Source organism: Streptomyces sparsus (assembly GCF_054776295.1).
Window position 1 is genome coordinate 1 of record NZ_BAAHCA010000427.1, and the last position, 4,141, is coordinate 4,141.

The window sequence follows — 4,141 nt, forward strand, 5'->3', positions numbered from 1 at the left end:
CCCCGCCCGCACTGTGGTTGCGGCGCTGGACGGGCAGCGGCACCTCCCGCCTCGGCACGCTGCCGGCAGCCGGCCCGGCACCGGCGACGGCGATCTGCACGCCCTGGTCGGCGAGCGCCTGGAGTTCGGAGGCGGCCCGGTCGTCCTGCAACGGCGGTTCGTCCGTGACCAGTCGGGTGATGAGTTCGGTGGGCACCGTCTGGAACATGGTGTCGGTGCCGAGCTTGGTGTGGTCGGCGAGCACCACCACCTCGGCGGCGGCCTGCACCAGGGCGCGGTCCACGCTGGCCGAGAGCATGTTGGACGTGGACAGGCCGCGTTCCGCGGTTAGCCCGCTGCCCGACAGGAAGGCGCGGGTGACCCGCAGCCCTTGCAGGGACTGCTCCGCTCCGCTGCCCACCAGCGCGTAGTTGGAGCCCCGCAGCGTGCCGCCGGTCATGACGACCTCGACCCGGTTGGCGTGCGCGAGGGCCTGCGCCACCAGCAGCGAGTTGGTGACGACGGTGAGGCCGGGGATGCGGGCGAGGCGGCGTGCCAGTTCCTGCGTGGTGGTGCCGGCGCCCACCACGACGGCCTCACCCTCCTCGACCAGACCGGCGGCGAGGTCGGCGATCGCCGTCTTCTCCGCGGTGGCGAGGTGCGACTTCGGCGGGAACCCGGTCTCCCGGGTGAAACCACCCGGCAGCACGGCACCCCCGTGCCGACGGTCGAGCAGTCCTTCTGCCTCCAGCGCACGCACGTCACGCCGTACGGTCACTTCGGAGGTCTGGACGACGCGGGCGAGCTCACGGAGCGACACGGCTCCGTTGGCGCGCACCATTTCTAGGATCAGTTGGCGACGTTCTGCAGCGAACACAAAACTGACAGTAACGCCAACGGCCGTCTGCTTTCAGCACTATGCGGTGATTAACCGAAATTGTTCCCTGGCGGTCTGGGCACGTGGTATATGCGCGCGTCAACGCGCACCCCCGCCCGCGCGCCCCCGCGCCCGCCCGCCTGGCGGTTCCGGTCAGCCCGCCGCGGTCTTGCGGGTGTGCAACTGGCGTGCCACCTCGGCGATCGAGCCGGAGAGCGACGGGTACACGGTGTAGGCGTTGGCGATCTGCTCGACCGTCAGGTTGTTGTCGACGGCGATCGAGATCGGGTGGATCAGCTCGCTGGCGTGCGGCGAGACGACCACACCGCCCACCACGATGCCGGTGCCGGGGCGGCAGAACAGCTTGACGAACCCGTCCCTGATGCCCTGCATCTTGGCACGCGGGTTGCGCAGCAGCGGCAGTTTGACGGCCCGGGCGTCGATCCGGCCCTCGTCGATGTCGGCCTGCGAGTACCCGACGGTGGCGATCTCCGGGTCGGTGAAGATGTTCGCCGAGACCGTCGTCAGGTCCAGCGGGGCGACCGTCTCCCCGAGGAAGTGGTACATCGCGACCCGGCCCTGCATCGCGGCGACCGAGGCCAGCGCGAAGACGCCCGTGCAGTCGCCCGCCGCGTACACCGAGGGCGCGGACGTCCGGGACACCTTGTCCGTCCAGATGTGCCCGGACTCGGTCAGCTTGACGCCGGCCTCCTCCAGGCCGATGCCCGCGGTGTTCGGCACCGCGCCGACCGCCATCAGGCAGTGCGAGCCGGTGAAGACGCGGCCGTCGGAGAGCGTGACCTCCACCCGGTCGTCCAGCCGTTTCACCGACTGGGCGCGGGAGCGGGCCATGACGTTCATGCCGCGGCGCCGGAAGACGTCCTCCAGCACGGCCGCCGCGTCCGGGTCCTCACCCGGCAGCACCCGGTCGCGGGACGACACCAGGGTGACCCGGGAGCCCAGCGCCTGGTAGGCGCCGGCGAACTCGGCGCCGGTGACGCCGGAGCCGACCACGACCAGTTCCTCGGGCAGCTCCTCCAGGTCGTAGACCTGGGTCCAGTTCAGGATGCGCTCCCCGTCGGGGCGGGCGTCGGGGATCTCCCGCGGGTGGCCGCCGGTCGCGAGCAGCACCGCGTCGGCGACGAGCGTCTCCTCGCTGCCGTCGACCGCCCGCACCACGACGCGGCGGGAACCGTCCGGGCCCTGCTCCGGCTCCAGGCGTCCGTGACCGCGCATCACCCGTGCGCCCGCCCGGGTGACGGAGGCGGTGATGTCGTGGGACTGGGCGAGCGCCAGCCGCTTGACCCGGCGGTTGACCTTGCCCAGGTCGACCCCGATGGCCCGCTCCGCGGCGCTGTCGCCCACCGTGATGCCCAACTCCTGGTAGGAGCCGTCGAAGCTGGTCATCACCTCCGCGGTGGCGATCAGCGTCTTCGACGGCACGCAGTCGGTGAGCACCGAGGCACCGCCCAGGCCGTCGCGGTCCACGACGGTCACCTCACCGCCCAGTTGCGCGGCCACCAGTGCCGCCTCGTAGCCGCCAGGTCCGCCACCGATAATCACGATCCGAGTCACGTACTCCAGTGTCGCGCACGCCGTGCGCGCACACCCGTCCGACCCCCCGGGCGCGGCGGCAGCCGTGTGCCACCGTCCCGTGCGCCCCTCCCGTACCCTCATACGCATGTCGCTCTACGCCGCATACGCCGGAAACCTCGACGCCCGGCTGATGTCCCGCCGCGCTCCGCACTCCCCGCTGCGCGGCACCGGGTGGATCTCGGGCTGGCGCCTGACCTTCGGCGGCGAGCACATGGGCTGGGAGGGCGCGCTGGTGACGATGGTCGAGGCCCCCCGGTCGCAGGTCTTCGTCGCGCTGTACGACATCGCGCCGATGGACGAGGACTCGATGGACCGCTGGGAGGGCGTCGGCCTCGACATCTACCGCCGCATGCGGATCAAGGTGCACACCCTCGACGGCGACGAGCCGGCCTGGACGTACGTGCTGAACGGCTACGAGGGCGGTCTGCCCTCGGCCCGCTACCTCGGCGAGATCGCCGACGCCGCCGAGTCGTGCGGCGCGCCGCACGACTACGTCATGGAGCTGCGCAAGCGCCCCTGCTGAGCCCTGCCGGCGGGGTCCGCCCCCGCGCGGCCAGCCGCGACCGTCCCCGCCGGGAACGGTCGGACGGGTGCGGAGGAAAACACCGGGCGACGGGCTTTCCGTTTGTGGTTTCCGCCGTACTCGGGCCACCTTTCTACGCGCGTAGGCGAGAAGCGGTTACCCTCGTCGCGTGAACGCATCCGATATCACCACCGACCCTCACGGAGCCGCCGAGACGGCTGCCGCCCGCCTGCGCGAGCTGACGGGGGCGGAGAGCCACGACGTCGCCCTGGTGATGGGATCCGGCTGGGTACCCGCCGCCGAGGCTCTCGGCCGTCCCGAGCACGAGTTCCCCGTCACCGAACTGCCCGGCTTCCCGCCGCCCGCGGTGGCCGGCCATGCCGGCAGGATCCGCTCGTACCGCATCGGCGACCGGCGGGCCCTCGTCTTCCTCGGCCGCACCCACTACTACGAGGGCCGCGGCGTCGCCGCCGTCGCCCACGGGGTACGTACCGCCGTCGCGGCGGGCTGCAAGACGATCGTGCTCACCAACGGCTGCGGCGGGCTGCGGGACGGCATGCGGCCCGGCCAGCCGGTGCTGATCAGCGATCACATCAACATGACGGCGACCTCACCGATCGCCGACGCCAACTTCGTAGATCTCACCGACCTGTACTCGTCCCGGCTGCGCGCCGTCTGCCAGGAGATCGACCCCTCCCTGGAGGAGGGCGTCTACGTACAGTTCCCCGGCCCGCACTACGAGACACCGGCCGAGATCAACATGACCCGCGCCATCGGCGGTGAACTGGTCGGCATGTCCACGGTGCTGGAGGCGATCGCCGCCCGTGAGGCGGGCGCGGAGGTGCTCGGCATCTCGCTGGTCACCAACCTGGCGGCCGGCATGACGGGCGAACCGCTGAACCACGAGGAGGTGCTCCAGGCAGGTCGGGACTCCGCCGCACGCATGGGCGCCCTGCTGGCCCAGGTACTCGGCCGGCTCTGACCAGGCTGCCGCCCGGCCCGGCAGGATCACCGCATCAGCCGCGGCGGGCGGGCGCACCCCGCGCCGCCGGCGAGGGGCCCCACCACTCGCGAGAGGCAAGGACCGTGACCCAGCAGGACGACCCGACCGGCCCCGACACCGCGTCCACCAGCGCCGCGTCCACCACCGCCGCGGAAGCCGCCCC

At 72.1% G+C, this 4,141-nt stretch carries 4 protein-coding genes; 2 read left to right on the top strand and 2 right to left on the bottom strand.

All coding sequences use genetic code 11. From position 1 onward, the window contains the following. Together ACYVE9_RS17795 and ACYVE9_RS17800 are read right to left on the bottom strand one after the other, a co-directional pair. Positions 1-820: DeoR/GlpR family DNA-binding transcription regulator (locus tag ACYVE9_RS17795; RefSeq protein WP_461028866.1), on the bottom strand; the 820-nt coding region annotated here is incomplete at its 3' end. Between the two features lie 189 nt (positions 821-1,009). Next, positions 1,010-2,440 (bottom strand): NAD(P)H-quinone dehydrogenase, encoded by a 1,431-nt coding sequence (locus ACYVE9_RS17800; RefSeq protein ID WP_461028867.1) that lies wholly within the window; start codon positions 2,438-2,440, stop codon positions 1,010-1,012. Positions 2,441-2,537: 97 nt separating this feature from the next. On the opposite strand from ACYVE9_RS17800, the gene ACYVE9_RS17805 reads away from it, so the two are divergent. Together ACYVE9_RS17805 and ACYVE9_RS17810 are read left to right on the top strand one after the other, a co-directional pair. After that, on the top strand, positions 2,538-2,975 hold the full coding sequence (locus ACYVE9_RS17805) for a gamma-glutamylcyclotransferase (RefSeq protein ID WP_283990148.1): 438 nt from the start codon (positions 2,538-2,540) through the stop codon (positions 2,973-2,975). Positions 2,976-3,144: 169 nt separating this feature from the next. Continuing rightward, positions 3,145-3,957: a purine-nucleoside phosphorylase gene (locus tag ACYVE9_RS17810; RefSeq protein WP_461028865.1), complete on the top strand. Its 813-nt coding sequence runs from the start codon at positions 3,145-3,147 to the stop codon at positions 3,955-3,957. Positions 3,958-4,141: the final 184 nt, after the last annotated feature.

Excerpts from the sequence above, each read along its gene's own strand:
- ACYVE9_RS17805 (WP_283990148.1), top strand. The coding sequence starts at position 2,538 with ATGTCGCTCTACGCCGCATACGCCGGAAACCTCGACGCCCGGCTGATG.